Source organism: Paenibacillus sp. FSL K6-2859 (assembly GCF_038008265.1).
In the GTDB taxonomy this organism is placed as follows: domain Bacteria; phylum Bacillota; class Bacilli; order Paenibacillales; family Paenibacillaceae; genus Paenibacillus_AQ; species Paenibacillus_AQ nitricinens.
The window spans coordinates 3,731,465-3,753,367 of the sequence record NZ_JBBOYU010000001.1; the positions used below are offsets into that span (position 1 = coordinate 3,731,465).

Annotated in this window: 23 protein-coding genes and 2 pseudogenes; 9 read left to right on the forward strand and 16 right to left on the reverse strand. The window is 40.8% G+C overall.

The annotated features are described in order from the left end of the window. Positions 1–170: 170 nt before the first annotated feature. On the forward strand, positions 171–1,094 hold the full coding sequence (locus tag MHB64_RS16435; protein ID WP_042188714.1) for an L-lactate dehydrogenase: 924 nt from the start codon (positions 171–173) through the stop codon (positions 1,092–1,094). A gap of 91 nt (positions 1,095–1,185) precedes the next feature. Here the strand turns inward: MHB64_RS16435 and MHB64_RS16440 are convergent, their stop codons facing one another. Together MHB64_RS16440 and MHB64_RS16445 are read right to left on the reverse strand one after the other, a co-directional pair. Then, a complete protein-coding gene (locus MHB64_RS16440; protein ID WP_341134903.1) occupies positions 1,186–2,091 on the reverse strand; it encodes a tyrosine-type recombinase/integrase in 906 nt (301 codons plus the stop codon). Between the two features lie 63 nt (positions 2,092–2,154). Next, on the reverse strand, positions 2,155–3,051 hold the full coding sequence (locus MHB64_RS16445) for a LysR family transcriptional regulator (protein ID WP_094869129.1): 897 nt from the start codon (positions 3,049–3,051) through the stop codon (positions 2,155–2,157). Between the two features lie 128 nt (positions 3,052–3,179). Between MHB64_RS16445 and MHB64_RS16450 the strand changes: the two genes are divergently transcribed. Further along, positions 3,180–4,502, forward strand: a complete 1,323-nt coding sequence (locus MHB64_RS16450) for an APC family permease (RefSeq protein WP_341134904.1) — start codon at positions 3,180–3,182, stop codon at positions 4,500–4,502. A gap of 148 nt (positions 4,503–4,650) precedes the next feature. Further along, positions 4,651–5,607, forward strand: a complete 957-nt coding sequence (locus MHB64_RS16455) for an alpha/beta hydrolase (protein WP_094869131.1) — start codon at positions 4,651–4,653, stop codon at positions 5,605–5,607. 238 nt (positions 5,608–5,845) lie between these two features. Here the strand turns inward: MHB64_RS16455 and MHB64_RS16460 are convergent, their stop codons facing one another. The 4 genes from MHB64_RS16460 to MHB64_RS16475 form a co-directional block, all read right to left on the reverse strand. Next, positions 5,846–6,226, reverse strand: a complete 381-nt coding sequence (locus MHB64_RS16460) for a hypothetical protein (RefSeq protein ID WP_341134905.1) — start codon at positions 6,224–6,226, stop codon at positions 5,846–5,848. Positions 6,227–6,386: 160 nt separating this feature from the next. Next, entirely contained in the window at positions 6,387–7,007 is a 621-nt protein-coding gene (gene gerPC, locus MHB64_RS16465; RefSeq protein WP_341134906.1) for a spore germination protein GerPC, read from the reverse strand. A 48-nt stretch (positions 7,008–7,055) separates the two neighbouring features. Continuing rightward, on the reverse strand, positions 7,056–7,277 hold the full coding sequence (locus tag MHB64_RS16470) for a spore germination protein GerPB (RefSeq protein ID WP_341134907.1): 222 nt from the start codon (positions 7,275–7,277) through the stop codon (positions 7,056–7,058). 12 nt (positions 7,278–7,289) lie between these two features. Next, positions 7,290–7,514, reverse strand: coding sequence for a spore germination protein (locus MHB64_RS16475; RefSeq protein ID WP_149647545.1), 225 nt, complete (start codon positions 7,512–7,514; stop codon positions 7,290–7,292). A gap of 116 nt (positions 7,515–7,630) precedes the next feature. On the opposite strand from MHB64_RS16475, the gene MHB64_RS16480 reads away from it, so the two are divergent. Next, complete coding sequence (locus tag MHB64_RS16480) at positions 7,631–8,089, forward strand: hypothetical protein (protein WP_094869135.1); 459 nt, start codon at positions 7,631–7,633, stop codon at positions 8,087–8,089. A 238-nt stretch (positions 8,090–8,327) separates the two neighbouring features. After that, entirely contained in the window at positions 8,328–8,504 is a 177-nt protein-coding gene (locus MHB64_RS16485) for a hypothetical protein (RefSeq protein WP_179283588.1), read from the forward strand. Positions 8,505–8,644: 140 nt separating this feature from the next. On the opposite strand, the gene MHB64_RS16490 is transcribed toward MHB64_RS16485, so the two are convergent. After that, positions 8,645–9,580, reverse strand: coding sequence for a GNAT family N-acetyltransferase (locus MHB64_RS16490; RefSeq protein ID WP_341134908.1), 936 nt, complete (start codon positions 9,578–9,580; stop codon positions 8,645–8,647). Between the two features lie 151 nt (positions 9,581–9,731). Between MHB64_RS16490 and MHB64_RS16495 the strand changes: the two genes are divergently transcribed. Beyond that, complete coding sequence (locus MHB64_RS16495; RefSeq protein WP_341134909.1) at positions 9,732–10,124, forward strand: hypothetical protein; 393 nt, start codon at positions 9,732–9,734, stop codon at positions 10,122–10,124. An 89-nt stretch (positions 10,125–10,213) separates the two neighbouring features. Here MHB64_RS16495 and MHB64_RS16500 read toward each other — a convergent pair whose 3' ends face one another. The 4 genes from MHB64_RS16500 to MHB64_RS16515 form a co-directional block, all read right to left on the reverse strand. Beyond that, on the reverse strand, positions 10,214–10,780 hold the full coding sequence (locus tag MHB64_RS16500; RefSeq protein WP_341134910.1) for a GNAT family N-acetyltransferase: 567 nt from the start codon (positions 10,778–10,780) through the stop codon (positions 10,214–10,216). A 68-nt stretch (positions 10,781–10,848) separates the two neighbouring features. Beyond that, entirely contained in the window at positions 10,849–11,253 is a 405-nt protein-coding gene (locus MHB64_RS16505; RefSeq protein WP_094875819.1) for a VOC family protein, read from the reverse strand. Between the two features lie 34 nt (positions 11,254–11,287). Next, positions 11,288–12,211, reverse strand: a complete 924-nt coding sequence (locus tag MHB64_RS16510; RefSeq protein ID WP_341134911.1) for a ketopantoate reductase family protein — start codon at positions 12,209–12,211, stop codon at positions 11,288–11,290. 289 nt (positions 12,212–12,500) lie between these two features. After that, positions 12,501–14,276, reverse strand: a complete 1,776-nt coding sequence (locus tag MHB64_RS16515) for an ABC transporter substrate-binding protein (protein WP_341134912.1) — start codon at positions 14,274–14,276, stop codon at positions 12,501–12,503. A 143-nt stretch (positions 14,277–14,419) separates the two neighbouring features. Here MHB64_RS16515 and MHB64_RS16520 point away from each other — a divergent pair, with 143 nt between their 5' ends. The 3 genes and pseudogenes from MHB64_RS16520 (at position 14,420) to MHB64_RS16530 (ending at position 18,702) form a co-directional block, all read left to right on the forward strand. After that, entirely contained in the window at positions 14,420–15,664 is a 1,245-nt protein-coding gene (locus MHB64_RS16520) for an MDR family MFS transporter (protein WP_094869140.1), read from the forward strand. Positions 15,665–16,231: 567 nt separating this feature from the next. After that, a complete protein-coding gene (locus tag MHB64_RS16525; protein WP_094879056.1) occupies positions 16,232–17,077 on the forward strand; it encodes an AraC family transcriptional regulator in 846 nt (281 codons plus the stop codon). A 416-nt stretch (positions 17,078–17,493) separates the two neighbouring features. Continuing rightward, a pseudogene (locus MHB64_RS16530) lies at positions 17,494–18,702 on the forward strand (IS110 family transposase). A gap of 170 nt (positions 18,703–18,872) precedes the next feature. Here the strand turns inward: MHB64_RS16530 and MHB64_RS16535 are convergent. The 5 genes and pseudogenes from MHB64_RS16535 to MHB64_RS16555 all read right to left on the reverse strand — a co-directional run bounded on the left by MHB64_RS16535 (position 18,873) and on the right by MHB64_RS16555 (position 21,831). After that, complete coding sequence (locus MHB64_RS16535; protein ID WP_094869142.1) at positions 18,873–19,223, reverse strand: hypothetical protein; 351 nt, start codon at positions 19,221–19,223, stop codon at positions 18,873–18,875. Between the two features lie 182 nt (positions 19,224–19,405). After that, positions 19,406–19,735, reverse strand: coding sequence for a DUF6262 family protein (locus tag MHB64_RS16540; protein WP_341134913.1), 330 nt, complete (start codon positions 19,733–19,735; stop codon positions 19,406–19,408). Further along, entirely contained in the window at positions 19,710–20,000 is a 291-nt protein-coding gene (locus tag MHB64_RS16545; RefSeq protein WP_341134914.1) for a hypothetical protein, read from the reverse strand. Before MHB64_RS16545 ends, MHB64_RS16540 begins: the two co-directional genes overlap by 26 nt. Further along, a pseudogene (locus MHB64_RS16550) lies at positions 19,984–20,815 on the reverse strand (tyrosine-type recombinase/integrase). The gene MHB64_RS16545 and the pseudogene MHB64_RS16550 overlap by 17 nt, the downstream one beginning before the upstream one ends. Before the next feature lie 338 nt (positions 20,816–21,153). After that, positions 21,154–21,831: a stalk domain-containing protein gene (locus MHB64_RS16555; protein WP_280787543.1), complete on the reverse strand. Its 678-nt coding sequence runs from the start codon at positions 21,829–21,831 to the stop codon at positions 21,154–21,156. Positions 21,832–21,903: the final 72 nt, after the last annotated feature.

The following is a 21,903-nucleotide window of genomic DNA, read 5'->3' on the forward strand; positions in this document are numbered from 1 at the left end:
TTACATTCTCTCCTGTCTAGTCTTGTTGTCAAATTGATTAGAGAATTTCTATTAAGTATGCCCAAAATGGGGTAATGCATTAAATAAGACCTGCTTGAAAACAATATCGTTAGCGATTATGATGGACAAGATTAAAAGCTAAAAATTTTAATTACTGAGGAGATGGAATCATGGCCCCCCCGAAACCCAATCGTGTCGTAGTCATTGGTACTGGAGCAGTTGGTACAACAACAGCCTATACATTACTGCTACGGAGACGTATGCCTGAGCTTGTACTTATTGACGTTAATCAAAAGAAAGCCCTTGGAGAAGCATTGGATATGAATCACGGTATGCCTTTTGTTGGTGGTGTGAAGCTATGGGCTGGTACATATGAAGATTGCCGGGAAGCGGATATCATCATTGTAACTGCCGGTGCATCACAAAAACCGGGTGAAACCCGGATAGATCTTCTCCGCAAAAACATTTCAATTTTCAAAGATATCGTTCAAAAGATCACCAAATATAATCAACATGCGATACTACTTATTGCTACTAATCCTGTAGATATTTTGTCATATGCCACTTTGAAAATAAGCGGTTTTGATCGCAGAAGAGTCATCGGTTCCGGAACGGTGCTGGATAGTGCACGTTTTCGCTACCTGATTGGACGCCACAAAGAAATTGATCCACGCAGTATTCACGGTCAGATTATCGGGGAACATGGAGACTCGGAACTTCCGGTTTGGAGTCTAGCGAATGTTGCCGGGATTGATCTCGGTTTTGACGAAGCAGAACAAGATGAAATATTCCAAGATACTAAGAATGCCGCTTATGAAATTATTGATGCCAAAGGCTCAACCTCTTACGCAATAGCATTAGCACTAGATCGTATTGTAGTCTCCATTCTTCATAATGAAGGCTCTGTATTGAACGTATCTACTTTATTGAATAATTATAACGGAGTTTCGGATGTCTACCTTGGCGCGCCTTGCGTCGTAGATCGGTCCGGTGTACGAGAAGTACTAGATCTTCCATTGAATGAAACAGAACGAGCTCTATTCCAGAAATCTGCCGAGAAGCTTAAAGCTGAGATAGCTAAGCTGGAACTATAAGCAAAAGAATACATCGGGTTCTCCCTACTGTCATGATACAATGGCAAGGGATAGCCCCTTTTTCATGAAAAGAATTGCACTTAGAATTCTATCAAATCTGGATTTGCAATTTCGACATGGCTTCTTCCTTCTCACGGCTCGTGATATGCGTGTAAACCGTTGTTGTCTGAATGGAAGAGTGTCCCAGCAGCTCTTGAACCGTCCGCAGATCCGCACCTTTTCGTAGCAGCATGGTAGCGAAGGAATGTCGTAGCTTATGGCTGGAATAGGGTCGACGTTGTGCAGCAGGCACATCCCTTTGGAAACGATCGAAGGTGTCCGCAGCGATTTGCTGAATGCCACGTATGGACAGCCTGCGTCCTTTTTGTGAAATGAACATAGCTTCCTCTTTACTGCGCCAAGGATTTAATCGTTCTTCAATCGCCAGATCGAGAAAAGGTACCACATCCTCTGGGATCGGTACATTACGCCATTTACGTCCCTTACCGAACACTCGAAGGGAATGTCTTTCTACATTATAATCACTTAAATTAAGCGTGTGGACTTCCCCCACCCGAAGCCCCATATAGGACATCAGTAAAAAGACTGCTAAATTACGGCCTTTGTATTTCCCATCTATAGAAGACAAAAATCGCCCCAGATCACCCTCATCTAAGTAGACCGGCTCGCGATTGATCTCCGTTTTAGATTTCTTAATCCCAGCTGCAGGATTGGTTAGAAGCAATTCCAGCTCAATTAATGCCTTGAAAAAACAGTTAATTGAGGCATGCTTCCGGTTACGGGTAGCATCACTTACTCCACGTTCACGCACTGACGTAAGAAAAGAAATAACATGCAGCTTCTTTACGGACTCTAGCTTTTTACCATTCAGACTTTCTAAAAACTGTCTTACATCTACTAAATAGGATTTCTGCGTATAGGGAGTGTAACCGGCATCCTTCATCCAGATTAAAAAAGCCTCAAGCCCCTCTTCGTAGTCTTCACTCCAATCATTCATGGCTTCGAGCCTCCCTTGATTTCGACAATCTATTGTACCATAGAATGGCTATATGAATTAAACTTAGCTGCTCCATTTTTCAGCATGCTTTTGCACAGCTTTTAAAAACTCTGTTAGAACAGGAGATTTCCATTTCTTATGATGATAGGCTATTTGAGTTGCAACCCGCTGGGATTCATCATTCCAATTCAACCTGGCTAACTTCCCTTCCGCTAATTCGTTGTTCACTGTAATCATTGGAATAAAAGCGATGCCTAGACCGGCCATAACACATTGCTTGATTGCCTCGATACTCCAAAACTCTAGTGTAGGGTCAGGAAATACCCCGTGGCTGTTTAAATGATGCTCGAACAAAGTACGGTAGCTACAACCGGTTTCCGTATGCAGTATCGTTTCTCCCTTAAGGTGTAGAGGCTCTACCTCCGAAAGATTAATTAGAGGGTGTTCCGGCGGGGCGATCAGGGTCATTTGTTCATGCACCAGAGTTTCTATATTCAGATCTTTATCTTCCGTTTCGGGTTGCAGTAAGAAAGCCAGATCCAGTTCACCGGAACGAACTAGATCTGTTAGCTCCCAGCAGGCTCCAGGCTTCAGAAGAATTTGGACCTTCGGATATTTAACACGAAACTCCTTGATAATGCCTGGTAAACGAAAAGCAGCCAGAGATTCAGGTGCGCCAATTCGTAAAGACCCTGTTAACTCACTCTCGGAGCGAAGAGCATCTTGCGCTAGAGAGTGCATTCTGGAGATCTCTTGTGCGAATGGAAGCAGACGGCGGCCTGCATCGGTTAGGATAATCTTTTTACTGATCCGATCAAATAAAGGCTGACCTATTTCAGTCTCTAGCGCTTGGATCTGTGCGGTAATACTGGATTGTGCATAATCAAGCTTCTGTGCAGCACGGGTGAAGCTTCCAGTTTCCACTACAACTATAAAGGTAAAAAGATGACGTGATTCCATAGATGCCCCCTGAATAATAGTTATCCATCGGAATTTCGAATGGATACTATTCAAAAAATCTGTTTTTCCAATGGATCTATTATCTGCTACTCTATAACAAAAGACAATGAAAGCAGGATTAAAAAATTATGAAAGATTCAAGTTCAACCACTTTACGAAGAAACATCGGCATGCCGCAAGCCATAGCTCTTTATATCGGTGCTGTATTGGGCTCAGGAGTCTTAATCGTTCCCGGGCTGGCTGCAGAAATGGCTGGTCCCGCTTCATTACTGGCATGGGGATTTATGACGCTGTTGATTTTGCCAATGGCCTTATCGATGGGCCTGCTCTCTGCCAAATTCCCTAACGCTGGAGGCGTGTCCCACTTCGTTACCCTTGCTTTCGGACCTAAAGCCGGATCTTTAGTGGGCTGGTTCTTCCTAATGTCCGTTCCGATTGGTGCGCCTGTCGCTGCGCTGACTGGAGCTGGTTATATGACAGCCGCCATGGGCTGGGATGAACCCGCGAGAATTACTATTGCTGCGGTGATGTTGGCCATTGGGCTAATTACAAACTGGATTGGTATGCAAGTGGCGGGAAAGGTACAAATTGCTGTAGTGATTGCGATTGTAGCTGTCCTCGTCTTCTCGTTTGCTACTGCGCTTCCGCGGATGGAGGTTGAACACTTCACTCCCTTCGCCCCACACGGTTGGATGAGCACTGGACAGGCTGCAGCGATCCTATTTTGGTGTTTTATTGGTTGGGAAGCTGTCTCACATCTCTCTGAGGAGTTCAAAGATCCACAACGTGCTGCAGTTAAAGGTGTGACCATCGCTGCTATTATTGTAGGTGTTCTATATTTCTTATCTGCTTTAGCGACGGTTGGCACACAAAGCTACCTTAAAGGTGGGTCGAGTACTTCACTTGTCTGGATCATCAGCCAGCCTCTTGGACGCTGGGGAGGATTTATCGCAGGACTCACAGGTCTCTTCATCTGTACCGCCACCATTATTGCTTATGCCGGTGCCGCTTCGCGAGTGGCTTATGCCTTATCACGTCAGGGCTATGCCCCGCAATGGATGGGCAGACTATCCAAACCATATCATACCCCTATCGGAGGGATAGCTTTCCTGCTGCTCTGTTTTGTAACGGTCATATCACTCTACAGCAGCGGAATGATATCTATCACTACTTTGATCCAGTTTCCAAATGCGACATTTATCCTGACTTATATCGGAGGCTGTGCCGCAGGGATACGCCTTCTTAAGGGAAGCAGATTAGGCGTAACGATTAGCTGGATCTCTTTTCTAGCTACCGCCGCTGTGTTTCCTTTTACAGGCTGGGCGATAGGCTATCCGTTGCTTATTACTTTGATGTTTATTTTGATCTTCCGTATCAAACATAAACAAGCGGTAACCGGAAAGAAGGATTTAAGTCGTGAAAGGTATGAAGGTCAACGAAAAGTATTATAAATTATAAAGATCAGCAACCCGTAACTCGTCCTTTGCCAGGATTAGTTACGGGTTGATTCTATTTCATTTTCGTTTCAGCAGCTCCTTAGATGGTTATGGAATGAAGAGGGTAAACTATACTATGACCAGACAAAGGAGACGATATATCATGCCAAATCAACCAAAGATTGTTCTTGAGCCAGCAGCGCAGAAATTTGCCGATGCTAATTCCAAACCTCCATTCCTTCCTGATCTTGGACCAGAAAAAGGCCGAGAAACGGTAGATAGCGTACAATCCAGTGATATATATAAACCTGAAGTAGATATTGAAGATCTAATGGTGCCAGGTGGACCTAACGGTGATGTTTCTGTAAGAATTGTTCGCCCTCCTAGTTCCTCTTCCGCGCCGCAGCCTGTCATCCTTTACATTCATGGTGCAGGTTGGGTGTTTGGTAATGCACATACGCATGACCGTCTGATACGTGAACTAGCAGTCGGAGCGGAGGCTGCTATTGTTTTTCCAAATTATAGCCTCTCTCCGGAAGCAAAATATCCTACAGCCATCGAAGAGATCTATGCTGTTCTGAAATGGATCGCTGAACAGGGAAGTGATCATGCCCTTGATGCTAGCAAGCTATCCATAGGTGGTGATAGTGTCGGTGGGAATATGGCAGCCGCCATTACGCTTATGGCAAAAGAACGCAGTGGCCCAAAGATAGAGAAACAACTTTTGTTCTATCCGGTAACGGATGCCTCCTTTGATACCGAATCCTATCATGAGTTTGCCGAAGGATATTTCTTGCAGCGTGATGGAATGAAATGGTTCTGGGATCAATATACAACTGACCCCGAGGAGCGGAAGCAGATCACAGCCTCCCCGCTTCGAGCTAGTGTTGATCAGTTACGAGATCTACCCGAAGCACTAGTCATAACGGGTGAAGCAGACGTTCTACGTGATGAAGGTGAGGCTTATGCTGCCAAATTACGTGAAGCTGGAGTCACAGTCACGGCAGTTCGTTTTCAAGGGATCATACATGATTTTGTGATGCTAAATCCTTTAGCTGAAACCAATGCCAAAAAAGCCGCCATAAAGCTGGCGACGTCATGGCTTCGTGAAGGCTTCTAAACAAATATGTTCTTTCACCAAATAAAGAAAGCCTGCACATTTGCAGGCTTTCTTTATTTATGAGTTTAATGTTGTTTCTATAGCAGAATACCTTTGATGGTCCTCCTTTTCGTAGCTCGAAGCTCCCTTATTTGTGAAAAGTACTTTCTTATAGGACAGTACCTTTTATTAGTTTACATAATAATGATTATGTAAACTAATTTATTTTTATAAAATAAGTATCAACAAATATGCTAAATTACCCCTCATCTTCTGAAGCTATTTCTCGCTTGAACTCACTGGTTCGACTCTCCAGATGAACAGAGCCACCATTTCCAATCTGGAAGGTCGTCCCAGACCCAATCGATAAAATCCTAATACATTGCATATTAATCGTTGATTCCTTAGAATCATTCAAAATCTCAACTTCATCTTCATTCACTTGCTTCGGCCATGCCATGAGTGGGATCTCTAAGGGTGAAGCCTCTCTATTATTGCTATTAATCTCTTTTATGTTATATAGGTAATTTTCTTTACTACCTACAAATTTAGACTGAATCCGCTCTACAGATCCACATAAAAAAATCGAACTGTCAGACAGATTATTGATATACACATCTAGGATACGTGAGGTGTGCATTTATTAACTTCCTTTTTTGACTTGATCCGGAGCACTTGGAGTATATTCTATCACGCTGTCAAACGCCGAAGAACAATTAATCGTCTGCGTATCCCCTACTAAAAATACCGAAGAACCTGATATCGAAAACACTTTTACCGCGTTTACATTTATCTCTCTGTTAATCACGATTACTTTCATGCGGCTCCCGCCTTCCAGTTATGTTTATTTCCAAATGACGTTCTACCGCCGTAACAATATCTCGTTTGATTTGCTCAACAATAGAAGTACTTTCCTCTTCTGTGTATCTACGCCCTTCTTCTGCGGCAGGAAGCTGGCTTACATACTCGTTAATCCGGCCATCCATCTGATTCAGCAGATCCTGGGTTACCATTTGGATATACTGCTCATCAATACTTAAGTTCTGCTCTTTTTCTAAGCGTGAAAATTGAGAAGGAACTTCCTCTTGTACATACTTCAGAATTTCCGGACGAATTTTATCCGATAATGCAGATGCAGTTGGTATCACTCCCTCTTCCTTCCCAATAGGCTTACCATTGATCATCGCTTCATCCAGATTATTTCCCTCATTTGGTGTAATGCCTATATTTAAAGTGCCTTCCAGCTTCTCGATTTTTAATTGTTCAAAATGATAATTTATAGGACCTATACTAGCAGTTTTATTGTTCTTTATGCTGTCTATGTCCCCTTTTAAATCTTGGAGTTGTTTCTCTAGTAGTTGAATCTTTTCTGCTTGCACTCTTAGTGCATTAAAGACTTGCTGAATATAATACGGGTGCATACAACCCCCTCCTATGGTTTATTGTATGCGAAGTATAGGAGCCTAATTCTAGCGGCTATATAGTTCAGTTGGTGGAGGCAAGGGTACAAGAGCTGAATCACTTACCGCTGGTGTTGGCGCAGGAGGAGATTTTGGAACGTCCCCGGTCTGATAACTATGAGACAAGGTATTAATTCGTCCGGATGTGCCGATCTGAAGGACCGATGAATTTGAGATCGTACCAATTTTTAGATTATTGACCGATACGCACTGATATACCGTAATATTCATATAAACCCACCCTTAAGGAGGCGATACTTGATCCACCACATCCGAATCCATTGTATTAGTACTGCTAGCCTGGTTATTCGTAATAATCGTACCAAAGGAATCACCTATGGGGAAGGAGTTGGCACCGGCATAGATTTTGGAGTTACTGCTCAAGATAACAGATGCCGTATTTCCTACTAAGACTGTGGAACTGGGGCCTACGCTGTTAATTTTAATGTTGCCGATGATTGAAACCACCAAACCACTCCTCCCTTCGGAATGATAACCTATTCTATGTAGATACCCGCCCAGATGTCACTGAATAAGTCATACGCCCATACAATGGATAAAAAAATGAAGGAGGTTCAGCGTTCATGAGCCCCAATAAATCGAACCCTTTAGATTGGATGAACGAAGATCCCTTTTTTAAGAAAAAGTTATCCTTAAAGTCGCTTGAAGAGCAATGGAAGCTGGATCCAAGCCAGATCGATGGTTATGTTGAAAAAATAATCAGAGAAGCTACCGCAGCCACCTCTTCATCTTTTACCGAAGAAACCTCAAGTCTGCATGTGGAGCATTTGGACACACATAATTATCTAATTACTAAAATTCGTATTCCAAATGGTATTCACCCCGAAAGTGTATGGGCACAAATCAACCGAACCCAAATCAAATTAAGTGGTCTTGGAAAAGATCATAGCGAGATCATCCCACTCCCCATTCCAGTCAATCCGGATCAGAGCAGAGGCACTTATAAACAAGGCTCATTACAATTCAGAATGCTAAAAATGTCAGCAGGTAAATTTAGAGATATAGATATCCGTTATTTATAAAAAAATCCTTAAAATCCCTCCTTTTCGCTCGTCCAAGTGGCGATCTCTCCTCAAAAAAACGTCTTAAAACTAAAACAGCGTATAATTTAAGTTATGCGCTGTTTTTTTAGAGCATTTTTTGCCCTTATTTATCCTTTATTTCATCTGCAATTACAAAGGAATTTATAAGCTTCATTCTCCGAACTTTAAGGTTCCTTCGCTCATAAGATAGGGTATCAATCGCAAAGGTGGGCTATTTATGTCCAAAAACAAGCGCGGCAAAGCACTTTGGCGTATGCCATCCCGAGGCAGAGGAACATGTCTGATCTGCGGCAGCACTCGTATTAAGCTTTTATATATCGGAAAAGGACTTTCAGGCGAAAAGGTTAACGTGTGTAAGAAATGCGAGGGTAAACAAGTAACTAACAATAACTGAACAAAATTGTTCAGAGGTTCCAGTCATCATTTATTACAAGGCGAACGGATTACTAAAAAAGTGCAATCCTGTCATCGAGCCTCGATGAAAACGAATCACACTTTGCTTAGTAATCCTCCACTTCAAAAACTATAGGAGTTCTATAATTCTATACGATACCGTCTTTCTTCACTTGATAAACTGAATCCAACAGATTCATAAAGATGCAATGCAGAATCATTATCTGTTAACACCATTAAATAAGCTTCTTCAAGTCCATGTGTTCTGAAATAGCTTAACGCTTGAGAAAGCATGTACCTAGCAATTCCAAATCTTCTCCACGGCTCTAGTACAAAAACATTTTCAATATATCCACTTTTCTCTTCTTGCCATACCATCAAGCTGCCTACAACCCTCTCCCCTTCTCGAACAACCAAAGAATTCCAAAGCAGATTTTGCTTAAACTGAGATAGTCGTTCTTTCCCGAGTGGGGTTTCTGGCCAAACCTCTGCTTCCAATTCTAAATAAAGTTCTTCTTCTTGTGGGGTCTCCATCATCCAATTTGCAAATTCAAATCTCTCATTTAGTTCAGGTACGGAGAAAGTATCATTAAGATTATGATTCATTTTAAATAAGCTATTGTACTGACAGAAGCCCTTTTCTTTTTCAAAAAACTGCGTGTTCGCGATCTCCGATGCGTTATTCCCCACACATAGCGTCGTTTTATACTCTTCTGGTAAAGTTTCCTTTAATTCTAGTGCTCTCAAGAGGAGCGTTTGATACATGCTCTCTAATAAATCATAGTCTTCTTCTCGTTCAGGTATTGTTTTCAAATTCAAATAGATCGAATGTCTGCTTTCCTTTGAACGCCCAGTCGGCACAATATTTATGATCTCTACTTGACCTTTGGCAATCATTTTCCCATTTTCAAAGGCGCAGTACACATTCTTCCAGTTTTCCTCATCACCAACCCACCAAAAAACAGCATTTCCCCGCGAAGTAACCGAGTTATATAACTCACCCAGTAATGGCATGTCCCCTTGTTCAAAATGACGAATCATTATTCCCTCTGATGAAAGAATCGTTGATTTTGTCAAAACAAAACCCCTTTTCAAATAAATTTTGGCATACATTAAGGGTAGCACATCTCTTCCAATTTCACTTGTTAATGAATAGTTATAATTAATTCTTATATACTGTAACATTATTCGAATGAACCCTGTCTTACTTACATAGGGGGACTGCATGATGAAGAGACGATTTTTAATAGGTATTTCTATATTTTCAGTGGGTATTGTGATAGCTTTAGGGATCGGTACGATATCAAATATCCTAACTCCATTTAAGAGTTTCTTGCTCACTGTAGATAATCAGTCGGATAATGATATTAGCTCTATTGAAATAGGTTTAGTCCATACGGATTCCAAGGAATTATTTATAAGTCCCATCAGGAAAGGACAAACGAAAAAGTTTAAGCCTACACTGAGCTTAAGTGGTGAAGGTTCTATATACCTAAAGTATACTGACGCAAAAGGACGATCCACCCAAGAAACTGTATGCGGTTATACAGAGTATCTATCTGGTTATTCAACTGTCACGATTACTAATAAGGGCACAACTATTGTTCAGCAATGTAATTAAATCCGTTTCTTATATTTTCAAAAAAAGAGGATGTAAACCCTATTAGGTTCACCTCCTCTAATCATTTATGTAGCTTGCGATTATACCTCTTAACCAGAAACTCTCGAAATCATATAATAGTCGTAGAAAGACACCAGTGTATTGCCCTCAATTTTTGAATAACCACTATTTAATAGTGCAGTAATTCTTTGCTTAGCGGCAGGAATGGCCTTGGTAATCATCGCATCAACCCCAAAACAATCATAGAACTCCTTCTCAATCATAGAGAGGATCTCTGTAAGAACCCCTTCATTCTCCAATCTCGAGATCAGATCAAGCCTTAGAACACCAATCACTCCTACCCCTTCAACACTCTCATTTCTCGCAAAAAATTCAATAGTGCCAACAGCCTTATCACTATCTTTCTCTACAATACTAAATCGAACGAAACTATGCCTTGCATATTCATCCAGCCAGAATCGTATACAGCCACTCATCTCTTCTATCATTTGAAAGTTAAAATCGTTAGTACAGTTATCGCTATTGAAGAGCGGGATAGAAGCAGCGTCAGAATAACATTCTAGTAGGTCCTCTGCGTCTTCCTCTTGAACCAATCTATAGATTAAACGCTCACTCTCAAACACCGGACATACCTGATACGGATTAATGATGGACATCTCAAAACCTCCATTATAATAGCTATGCTCATTATAATGGAGGTTACAGAACAATAGTATGATACTACTTATAGAAGATTTAATTGCCAGGTCACACCAAAACGATCCGCTACCCAGCCAAATTTCGGACTAAACGGATAGCTTCCAAGAGGCATTAGGACCTGTCCACCTTGCGCTAATGATTCGTAGACCCGATCAATTTCAGCTTCACCCTCACAATTCACATATAAGGATATCGCTGGAGTAAAGGTAAAGCCGTGCTGAACATAACTATCTATACACATAAATACTTGTCCATGTAAAGAAAAGGAGGCCTGCATTACACTCCCTTCAGGTCCTGCTTCGTTCGCTCCATAGCGCTTAATGCTAATAACTTCGGAATCATCAAACAAGGACGTATAGAAATTCATAGCTTCTTCTGCCTTACCCTCGAACATTAGAAAAGTCATGATCTTTTGATTCGTTTCCTTCATCATTGTCCAGCTCCTTATTGTGATTTAAAGTAGATCAGTTCATATCATTAACGCTTTCGTATACTTTCAAACGGGCATACACGGTTTCGAGAACCGGATACGCGCCTTGACCTGGAACAGCCATAGCCAGAAGTGCCCCATGCAGATGGTCCGCTTCTACAGGTAGTAGCTTATGCATATCCCGATGCATGGATGAAGTAAATTCAGGTAACACAGAAAGCATCTTTCCCATCGTGGAAGCTATATTTTCCGGTCCCACAGGCATTCCAGCATTCTGAGCCAAGCTAACAATCTCTTGAAGAAGCTGCTCATAGATTGCACGTGCTTTTGGGGAAGCAAAAATAGGCCCAACAGAGCTATCCATTAAAGTGGTAATCCCACTTAGACTAGCTACAAATATATATTTCTGCCACACTTCGCGCTGAATGGCAGAACTTAATGATACAGTGAAGCCAGCATGATCCAAATGACTCAGCAGCAATCTTGTTCGTTCTGACTCACCGCCTGCCCATTCACCAAACACAATACTATGAAACGAACTGCTTTGAACGATAGTACCTGCTGAATCTAGAGTTGTTTCTATATAACAAAGACCACCCAGTACATGTTCTGGGCCAAAACGCTTCTGCAAAATGCTAAATTGATTATAACCATTGAGGAGCGGGAGGATCAGTGTATGTTCACCGACGTAGGGTTCAATGTCATTCATCACCTGAGGCAAATGGTATGCCTTGACCGCTATAATAACGCAGTCGAAAAGCTCTGCTTCTTCCCTATTAGAAATCGTTCGTACAGAAGTCTGAAAATCCCCATGAACACTTTTTACAATCAAACCGTCCGCTTCTAACTGAATCTGCTTGGCATTTCGGACGAGAAATGTAACATCTTCTCCTTTTTGAACTAGACGGCCTCCGAAATATCCACCTATAGCTCCTGCACCCACGATAAGAAAACGCATAATAGTCTCCCCTTCTTTTCCCTTAATTTAAACAAACAAAAAGACCTTTTAGCTATCTGCTAAACAGGTCCGAAAGGCAAAAAAAGAGTCAAGTACCGACCGTTCTTTTGTCTCGGTCCTTACGGATCTGAGCAAAATCCAACGAGTTCACCTCCATGGCTACAAGTTAATTAATATTCATTTTTATTAAAACCTATTAGAGCACCATTCGATAATTTATCGATACAGCCTCCCTGGAAAGTATAGCAAAAGAAAACATTCCTGTACAAGCATATTTAGGTAACTCTTCTTAAAGACTAGTAGTTTTGATCCATAGTTTTGAGATATCCAGAAATCCGAATGAACTGGTGTGAAGTCCAAACAAGCTTTGATTTAGCTGCGCTTTTTTATTCATATGACAACCATATAACACCCAATAGTTGTCCCTAAGCACACCTTCTGCCTGATCCAGCAGCTTGATTCTCTCTTCCTTTGGGGATTGCGTGAAATCGGTAAGTACATCTGAGAATAACAAGATCTGTTCATCTCTCAGCAGAGAAAAAAGATAATTAAGTTTATTATTAAAGTAGTTAACCATTCCCCACTGCCAATCATCTTCAAGAACCTCTTCAGCAAGGAGGATTTCGGCAGTGTTCTTTATATCTGCAGAGTTAAACTCGTTGAATAAATACAGCTCAATATGCAGTCCTACTGAAGCAGCTCGTGCTTGAAGCCACAGGGCTTCTTCCCGCTCTTCTTTTTTATTCTTTGTAGCTAAAGTTAAGATCTCTCCCTGGTAGCCACTTGCCAATATAAGCTCTCTAGCGTGTTCCAGGGTAGGCTCAATAATACTTCTCTTACTGCTCTCCCAAGGTAAAAAGCTATCAGCAGGGGTACTACGGTTCCCTCCTAACTCCTTAATTAAGGCTTCTCGGCTGTAAAGGATTCGTATAGCCTGCCGGAATAGTTGGTGTTGATGAATTCCGTCTTTATGGAAATTGAACAAGAGATATCGGCATCCCAAGGCAGGGTAGTCAATACTGTGGTTACAGATGATATTAGGTAATAAACCTTCCTGAACAGATTCAGGGAGTTCATACAATCGTTCATTTGAAGCTTGTTCTGGCAAATACCAGATTTCCACACGATCTAGTAGCGGGCGTATACCGTAATAATAGTCAAATGCCGCGAGAACTAGCACATCTTCATTAAGATCTAGTAAACGATAGGGCCCTGTTCCACTCACTTCTTTTACAAGATCTACGTCATGAGGAAGAATCGACATATGAATACAACTGAACATATGGAGAAAAAAGAGATTCGGACGAGACAGCTCAAACCTGATTCTGTGATCTCCTTCTATCTCTACTCGCTCAATATCTTTGTACAAGCTCAACGCCGGACTGTTCAAATCTATAAGTCGCTGAAAGGTTTCTTTGACATCTCTTGAAGTCATAATCTTACCATGATGGAAACGTACACCTTTACGGAGATAAAAAATATAACTTGTGCTGTCTTCATTGGTTTCCCACATATGAGCCAATCCGGGGAGAAAGGTATCACTTGCCGCATCATAGGTAACTAATGTGCTATAAATTTGTCCGAGTAAATAGGATTCAAACGCGGTATATACATAAGCTGGATCCAGCACTTCCATATGCCGGTTTCGTGTAATTCGTAACACATCCAAGCCTGATGTCGACTCCGTTTCACTACGGAAGCCCATCTGCTTATTTAACACCATTAATAACCGTTCCTTTAATGTGTCGCTAACCTGGCCACGACTTAATAACTCTATAGCTTCCTTAAGCTTCCCCTTATTAACCAGTTCCTGAAAGCTGTCCTCCAGCACCTCTTCAATCGTTCGTAGAAAAGTTAGCTGCGAGATATTTCCACGCCCTCTTCCAGGCTGCCAGTGTATAAAACCCTGCTCTTCAAGTTTTCGCAGAATAAACTTTACGTTACGAGGAGTGCAGCACAGAATAGAAGCTAGTCTATCTATGGTCACAGGATTACCTTCCCCTATATCTATTGAGGATGGGATGGCTATTGCTAAACATAAAAAATGATTACTAATATGGTCCACGATCGCTCACTCCTTTAAAGGTGAAACACTGTAAGTAAATCTTACACTTTTACTTCCCCCTTTTATCATTATAATTATACATATATCGTTAATGAATATGCAGTACTAAATTATAGCTATCAGATTAGGAGACCTTTTCAATTATGAACCAGCATCTTAGGCATATTCATCCATTAGCTTGGACTATCATCGTCGGTACGATGTTCGGACGTTTGGTAACTTCAATGAGCATTCCATTCTTATCCATCTATTTAACCCAAGTCCTTGGAGCCACCCCCACACAAACGGGGATTACGGTAGCCGTCAGCTCTTTGGCGGGCGTAATGGCCAGCTTCTACGGAGGATATATCTCGGATATTGTAGGCCGCAAAATCGTCATGTTAATCTCCGTATTTGGCTGGGCAGCAGTATTCTTCGGATTCTCTGTTGCCCAACATCTGTGGGTATTTTTCCTGGTCAATACGTTGAACGGATTATGCAGATCTGTGTTTGAGCCCACCTCACGGGCACTTTTATCTGACATAACACCAGCTGAAAGTAAGCTGCTAGTATTCAATCTTAGATACGCTGCGATTAACCTTGGTGTTGTTTTTGGTCCGATTATTGGAGTACAGCTCGGTTCTGCCGAATCTACGTTTCCTTTTATGATCGCTGGTATTGTATATGTTGCATATGGGCTTGTGTTATTCGTACAATTCAAATTGCATCGCTCAACCATGGAGAGTCATACGCAAGCCGAACCACCACGTTTACTTGAAGCCTTGGCAACAACCGGTAGAGACCGTGTATTCTTGCCAGTTCTACTCGGTACTATCTTTTGTGTACTTGGATACGGACATTTTGGTTCAACTATGGCGCAATATTTAGCAATGAACACCCATTTCACAAATGGTGGGCAATTATTCTCCTATATGTTGTCGCTCAATGCCATCACGGTATTAGTGGTGCAATATCCTATTGTACGTACGGCTAGCAAATTCTCGCCGATTATTCCATTGATTCTCGGAAATATCTGCGTTGCTATTAGTCTTCTCTTAGTAGGTTTAGCCGAAGGTGTAACCCTGCTTATGTTCAGTGTGATCCTGTTTACTATAGGGGAAGTTCTGCTCTTTACGATGATGGATATGTTAATCGATCGGATTGCGAAGCCAGAAATGAAAGGTACGTACTTTGGAACGATTGGCTTTAATAATTTGGGGAGTGTAATCGCGCCTATCTTCGGCGGAGTGTTGTTGGATCATTATGGAGCTCAGAACGGACTTACGATCTTCCTGCCACTCGCTTTAACCACGGCTATAGGTCTTCCATTTCTATTCTTAGCGCACAAGAGGCTTACTGCTAGAGAGAAGTTATCGCATGGTGATGAGACCAACACGGTTAATGGATAATTTAGTATTTCTGGTCTCTAAAGGTTTTTTATGGACTCAATATTTTCAGGGTAAATACCTAAATCGCCCGCTACTTTTAAGAATAAAGATGATATTAATTGGATCTCACCAAATAATTGATCTACATCTCCTTCTTTTTGTGATCATCATCATTTAAGTAGGTTAATACCTTACCTATGCCAGTCTACAACTTTATTTTCTGAGTTTATCAAGACATAAATTTAAGAAAGATAGATATATTAAAGGGTTTCACATATTAGTCATGACTAATATGTGAAACCCTTTATGTTCAACTATCGTGTCCCGTTAGTTGAACAAGCACGCTTTCTTTTATTACACAATATCTTCGTACTGCGCAACAATCGCTATGACTCTCGATGAAAAACATGTATTAAGCTAACTGGCAGGATTGTAATGATTGGCTAGCGAAATGTTAGTGAAGAAAGTATGGAGAAGTATGAAACGTGTTCGAAGAGTCGAACTGTTACCTCCTGCATTTTTAGGCATGGTTTGCAGGGTATACTAAAAATAATCCCACTATAATTAATTTTGAAAGGGGGATCGAATATGGATTGGCTTGATAGATTTAATGCTGCTGTAGATTATATTGAAAACAATCTAGATAATAAAATCGAATATTCCTCGGTTGCTCAAGCAGCTTGCTGCTCTGAGTTTCACTTTTCAAGGATGTTTTCATCATTATTAGGAATATCTCTTTCAGAATATATTCGTCGTAGACGCCTTACCAAAGCAGCCTTTGATATTCAAACAAGTAATGCCAAAATCATTGATATTGCTTTGAAATATGGGTATGACTCATCTGATGCTTTTACAAGGGCGTTCAAGAAGCTTCACAGTGTCACGCCCAATTCAGTCAGAGATACAGGTGTGCAGTTAAAAGCCTATCCTCGAATCTCCTTTCAAATTACAATTAAAGGGGATGTAGAATTGGCATATCGAATTGAAAGAATGGATACTGAATTGCGTTTTGTAGGAAAACGTCAAAGTGTAAAAACATCTCGTGCATTTAAGGAGATTCCCGCTTTGTGGAGAAAATCCAATAAGGATGGCTTCAAACAAGCTTTGATTGACATGTCATGGGTAAAACCTAAATGCAAGCTGGAGAGCTTAGTCGGCATTTGCGGCAAAGAGGCGGCTATCACTGATGAGGTATTCGATTACTTTATGGGAGTACGATATGACACTGAAACACCTTCCGATATGGAGGAAATTAGAATTGCCCCAAGCACATATGCTGTATTCCCTAATGTTATTGATGCTTGGAAGAGGTTATATTCAGAATGGCTTCCTACGTCCGGATACGAGCTTGCAAACCAACCTTGTATTGAGCATTTTTTAGGACCAGGACATAAGATAAAACATGAACTGTGGGTACCAATCATCGAAAAGTGAATAGACTCTATAATTATTGAAGTAACGGGGAACGTTAGTTCAACAAAACAGTGACAGCCTATGACTCTATTTTCTAGTTCAGAGCTGCCGTCGATTAAAATTTTTGGCCAACATTCCCCCCATTACTGCGCCGTTTGCGTCAAATGGGACATAAAACCTCCACTTATCTTGTTCAAATAAACTGCCCGTTCGTATTGGTTGATCCTTTTTTCATTTGCTTTAAGAATTAAGGTAGCCGGGTCGAACGTGCCTGCCCGTGGGACTTGATCCCGAGCGCTATAATGTTCACCCCTACTTGTCATGACCCTGACTGATGCTGGTTGGGACCTGAGATCCCGTATAACAAGCGATGCTATGGAGCGACAAGAGGAAATCACAGGGGCTGCCGGTAAATCAAAATTAGGAAGGTGCATCGAATGAATCCAGTGATTGGTCTGGATATTTCAAAAATGAAAGCCATGGACAAGCCTTTTTAGAGCGAGGTAAACCGTACAGAGGGACGTTTAAATTCGAACATACCCGAGAAGGGCTGACGAAGCTACTTCAAGCTGTTCAGGATGTTGAACATGTTTCTGGACTACGTCCTATGCTACTTCTCGAAGCAACTGGGCTTTACCAGAGTCCCGTTGTTCAGTTCTTAGAGCAGCATCATTATTTGTATATTGTCATTAATCCGCTCATCTCAAATCGGCTTAGAAAGTCCAACCTTCGAAAGGTGAAGACAGATGCTGCTGATGCCTATCTGTTGGGAGAGTTGTACTACAAAGAAGAATTTGAGCCCTTTAAAAAAAAGAGATGTTCAACTGCTTAATCTGCGTTATCTAACGAGACAATATGAGTCTCTTACAAAGATGTGTGTACAGACTAAACTGCAATTTCAAACTGTTCTTGATCAAGTTTCCCCTACGTACAATGGTGTTTTCGGGGACATCTATTCTAACATTTCACTTCGATTTTTAATTGAGTTTCCAACTTCAAATTTGGTATTGCAATCGGACGAAGAAATGCTAAAGTCCAAATTCACAGAACTACTTTCCTCATGACGAGGGCGGTCAGAGAATTGGATCTGTGTGCGAGTTACGCGTCTATTAAACGCGGCAAAACAAAATCCTTTTCTGCAGACTAAGTACTCTAGTCACTTGGTTAACCTGAGAGTTTTGATTTCGCTCATTCTTCAGTACCAAGAGCATCTATCTCGATTGGAAGAGAACATAGATGCTCTCGCTGAAGAAATGGAAGAATATGATTTAATCCAGTCGATTCCCGGTATTGGTCCTAAAATTGCTGCAACCATTTTATCGGAAATTGGAGAAGTAGACCGTTTTGATCATCCAAAGAAACTAGTAGCCTTTACAGGCATTGACCCGAGTGTATTTGCACCTGGAAAGTTTACGGCAACACGGAATCGAATTACCAAACGTGGTTCTCGGCAACTTCGTTATGCGCTAGTTATGGCCGTCCAGTGTGGACTCATCCGTTCTCGTAATCTGCGACTTAAAAATTTTTATGATCGCAAAAGAGGCGAAGGAAAGCCACATAAAGTAGCTTTAATTGCATGCGCAAATAAGCTGGTTCATTGGCTTTATTTCATCCTTAAAAATAAAAAATCCTTCCGCACTGCCTGACCATTTTATATTGGTATAACCTTCCAAAATAAAGGGATTCGAGGGTTATTTGTCATGCCTATTTTTTACTATACCACATGACTAAAGTTCATTTTACTGGTAATCTTGACAAGCTATTAGCTAGTATAGTTGAGAAAAGCCAGTGCGGTAGACCTTTCGGTATTGAACTATCACGTCAATCTTTCGGAGATAGTTTTACTTATTTCTTCAGGGTTTTTAACATCAATGATTAACTTTGATATTTTAAATTTACCTACAAGAAAATTATTCAAGTCAAAATGAAGGGTATCAACCTCATTATTAAAAAAGTAGAGATGATAACCTCCATTAAATCTAAATAATCCATTTCTTTTTCCTCCAAAAGAAGCACCATAAAGCTTGAAAGCATTTGGTATGGGTCTACCTGTTGTTATTCCCTTAATCGAAGAGTATGGAATTTGCAACCCTTTATCTAATTTTAAAAAGGGCGAATTTCCAAGATCGATATTTAAATGGGTTTCCATTAATTGAATTGTATTCATTCGTTTAGTCCACCATTTCATAACGCTTTAGTATTTTTAAAATATATTTACATATTATACCATAGATAATCTTATGTATAGAATTTATTGAGCTAATTTACCCAATAACTGAACATGCAACCCATTATGGAATATTACATTATCCTGCCCGTTAGTTGAATAGGGCGGCAACATACATTCTTTCAAATCCTCTGATAAACCTCCGCATATGAAAACTTAAGTTGTTCTCGTAATTTTTTATTTTCATCTTCGAGCTTCTTCATCTTACGTTTTAGCGAAGCAATGATGGCGTCCTTATTGTTTTCATCCATTTCTCGCTTGATTTGTTTTGGTGTTGGCACTTGAGCTTGCTGCTGCTGACGAAGCGATTCAATGCGTCCACGTATCTCAGGATTATTATAGAGAGTTGCTTTGCTTACGCCAGCATCCGTTGCCACACTATTAAAATTGATGCTCTCTTTGGCTTTTACAAGTCGCCTAATTGACTCATCCACTCTTTGTATGGTCTTCAAGATTAACCCATGGGTTATTAAATTCGAATCGAATATTTCTATTTGATCGATTATATTTGTCTCGTTGATCCCGAAAGTTAGCTATTGAACCAATTACATCTACACTCCAAGTATTTTCAGTCATGAAATAGAGGTTCTCTATTTTGTGAAACGATACGGTCCCATCATCATGAACTAATCGCTCTTGATAGCTGGAGATCTCTTGTTCAAGCCGATTATAATTCAACCTATCCGCTTTCATATGTTTTTTATTCTGTAACATCACTGTCAGTTACCTCCTTTGATTGTATATTGCCAAGCTGAAATGCATGTTGAGCTTTCTCCCAATTCTCACGTATATCTTCTTCCGATGGATGGACATACATGTTCATAGTTGATTGAATATTTGCATGCCCTAATCGTTCTTGCACTTGCTTGATGTCTTTCGTTTGACGGTAGTATATTGTTGCATGCGTGTGCCGCAGCAAGTGAGGGTGGATGTGCATCCCTGTTTTCTTACACAGTACTTTAAATAAGGCGCGAACATCACGGTCATTCATCGGTTGTCCAACACGGTTTCCCCGCAGTTTAACAAATACGAAATTCGTATCGATTTCATGATCTTCAATCACGTTTTATAGGTAGTCGTCGTATAAATCCATAAGTCCCTGCGAAACATACAATTCCTGTTCACCTGTCTTACCAGTTTACCTACCATATCGTTTTGGTCTCTTGAATACGGAAAAAGCAATCATATAGGCTTGTTACCACTGTGATTATAAGATTCACTGATTTTTCTGTTCTTTTCGCTTCAATCTGTTGTAATGGGGTAACTTTTCCACTTTCAAACGGATTACGCAACCACCCTACAAAGTCAGCAAGATCCTTAACTCCTACTTCTTTGTAATCTATCTTCCGCTCTTCAAGATAAGTGAAATACTGTTTTAATGCATAGCAATAAGTCTTCAGTGTATTGTTGCTTTTACCTGTCTGATCCAGGTATTTTAAATACTTCATCACAGGAACAACTGGAACACCTACCGCATCCAACAGCAAATATCTCTTTTTATTTTCATTAAGAATTACTTCTTGTACTCTCACAACAACACCCTCAACGAAAGCTTTTATCCTCAATATATTAAATAATTTATACTAAGATTTAAAGCCTAAGTTAATATTTCTATTAAACAAAAAATAGAGGAGATTAGTTCATATAATGAACTAACCCTCCTCTATTTACGTTACTACAATTAATCGAGTCTAATACTTTATTTTCTTCTGACACTCCGACGACACAAACCCTGTAAGCCTGTCCACGTATAACGGAGGATGGATTTAAATCTCTTCAATGCAAAAGAACGAGAAAAAATCTAATATAATCTCACATGAAAATAAGCCCACTACGCCTTTACCGGCATTGTGGGCTTCACTGCTTAATCTTATTTGTAAATTGAAGTATCCAGCGGAATAATGAACCCGCCGTCAACAGCTTGTGTCACATTTATTGCGATGTTCTTTACTCCAGAAATATCTACCTCAATCGTCTGGAGATCACTATTAGGCGAGATCTTCTCTACTTTTTTAAGGAGCATATTCTTGTCATTATCCCTAATTTCAAGAGACTCCACTTCCTTGCCGACTGCAGCGAATTGCAGAACAAGCTTCTGATATTTGCCGTTAGGGCTGAGCGCGGTATATTTAATATTGGAATTAGGTGCGCTGTACAGAACTTCCTTATAATTCTTGCCACCGTATTTGGTCAGTGCAGGGTCCTTGGTATGCAGACTGGTGTTGAAATCCTCCTGGTTCACGGGAACGCCTGCCTGCTGTTCGCCAATAATCACCTCTTTGGCTGTTCCGTCATAATTCACCGGAACATCCAGCAGCTCAGAAACAGATCGTACCGGAAGATACGTAGTTCCATTATAAGTGATGGGAAGCACCACTTTGCCATTGCCATCTTTGAGAGGGGTAATCTCCCCGTTCACTCTGATTTTTAAATCTCCGTTTAACAACGCTTTAATTTCTTGGAGATGCGAGCTCGCGAAAGCACCTGTGCCCATGCCCACTAAAAGTATCATGGTACCGCATAAAGTCGTAACAAGCTTCTTCTTCATTTCTGTTTTCCTCCTCTTGGGATTTCTTCAAATCCAGAAAATCCGGAAACAACGGTTATTTGAGAGATATTC

Bases quoted from the DNA above. Each gene is read 5' to 3' on its own strand.
- gerPC (WP_341134906.1), bottom strand. From the start codon at position 7,007: ATGCACCCGTATTATATTCAGCAAGTCTTTAATGCACTAAGAGTGCAA.
- MHB64_RS16555 (WP_280787543.1), bottom strand. From the start codon at position 21,831: ATGAAGAAGAAGCTTGTTACGACTTTATGCGGTACCATGATACTTTTA.
- MHB64_RS16525 (WP_094879056.1), top strand. From the start codon at position 16,232: ATGGATTGGCTTGATAGATTTAATGCTGCTGTAGATTATATTGAAAAC.
- MHB64_RS16495 (WP_341134909.1), top strand. From the start codon at position 9,732: ATGAAGAGACGATTTTTAATAGGTATTTCTATATTTTCAGTGGGTATT.
- MHB64_RS16445 (WP_094869129.1), bottom strand. From the start codon at position 3,051: ATGGAATCACGTCATCTTTTTACCTTTATAGTTGTAGTGGAAACTGGA.
- MHB64_RS16480 (WP_094869135.1), top strand. From the start codon at position 7,631: ATGAGCCCCAATAAATCGAACCCTTTAGATTGGATGAACGAAGATCCC.
- MHB64_RS16435 (WP_042188714.1), top strand. From the start codon at position 171: ATGGCCCCCCCGAAACCCAATCGTGTCGTAGTCATTGGTACTGGAGCA.
- MHB64_RS16450 (WP_341134904.1), top strand. From the start codon at position 3,180: ATGAAAGATTCAAGTTCAACCACTTTACGAAGAAACATCGGCATGCCG.
- MHB64_RS16520 (WP_094869140.1), top strand. From the start codon at position 14,420: ATGAACCAGCATCTTAGGCATATTCATCCATTAGCTTGGACTATCATC.
- MHB64_RS16470 (WP_341134907.1), bottom strand. From the start codon at position 7,277: ATGAATATTACGGTATATCAGTGCGTATCGGTCAATAATCTAAAAATT.
- MHB64_RS16505 (WP_094875819.1), bottom strand. From the start codon at position 11,253: ATGAAGGAAACGAATCAAAAGATCATGACTTTTCTAATGTTCGAGGGT.
- MHB64_RS16455 (WP_094869131.1), top strand. From the start codon at position 4,651: ATGCCAAATCAACCAAAGATTGTTCTTGAGCCAGCAGCGCAGAAATTT.
- MHB64_RS16485 (WP_179283588.1), top strand. From the start codon at position 8,328: ATGTCCAAAAACAAGCGCGGCAAAGCACTTTGGCGTATGCCATCCCGA.
- MHB64_RS16500 (WP_341134910.1), bottom strand. From the start codon at position 10,780: ATGTCCATCATTAATCCGTATCAGGTATGTCCGGTGTTTGAGAGTGAG.
- MHB64_RS16440 (WP_341134903.1), bottom strand. From the start codon at position 2,091: ATGAATGATTGGAGTGAAGACTACGAAGAGGGGCTTGAGGCTTTTTTA.
- MHB64_RS16535 (WP_094869142.1), bottom strand. From the start codon at position 19,223: ATGAATACAATTCAATTAATGGAAACCCATTTAAATATCGATCTTGGA.
- MHB64_RS16460 (WP_341134905.1), bottom strand. From the start codon at position 6,226: ATGCACACCTCACGTATCCTAGATGTGTATATCAATAATCTGTCTGAC.
- MHB64_RS16510 (WP_341134911.1), bottom strand. From the start codon at position 12,211: ATGCGTTTTCTTATCGTGGGTGCAGGAGCTATAGGTGGATATTTCGGA.